We start from the raw sequence: 236 nt of genomic DNA, 5'->3' as shown, positions 1-236 counted from the left end.
TTCCTTTTCGGAGGGACTTTCATTGAGGGTTTGACATGCTGCGTGAGAAGGTATCGGGCTGGAATTTCCCTTCCTTTTCGGAGGGACTTTCATTGAGGGAAGTGGCACTCCAGTTCAGGATGCTCTGGCAAAGAATTTCCCTTCCTTTTCGGAGGGACTTTCATTGAGGGGGCGCTGTATAATCGCGCGTACTGGTTTTTTGCACCCATTTCCCTTCCTTTTCGGAGGGACTTTCA

Source organism: Rothia sp. HMSC064F07, from assembly GCF_001837265.1.
In the GTDB taxonomy this organism is placed as follows: Bacteria; Actinomycetota; Actinomycetes; order Actinomycetales; family Micrococcaceae; genus Rothia; species Rothia mucilaginosa.
Note: the sequence above shows the minus strand (reverse complement) of the source record.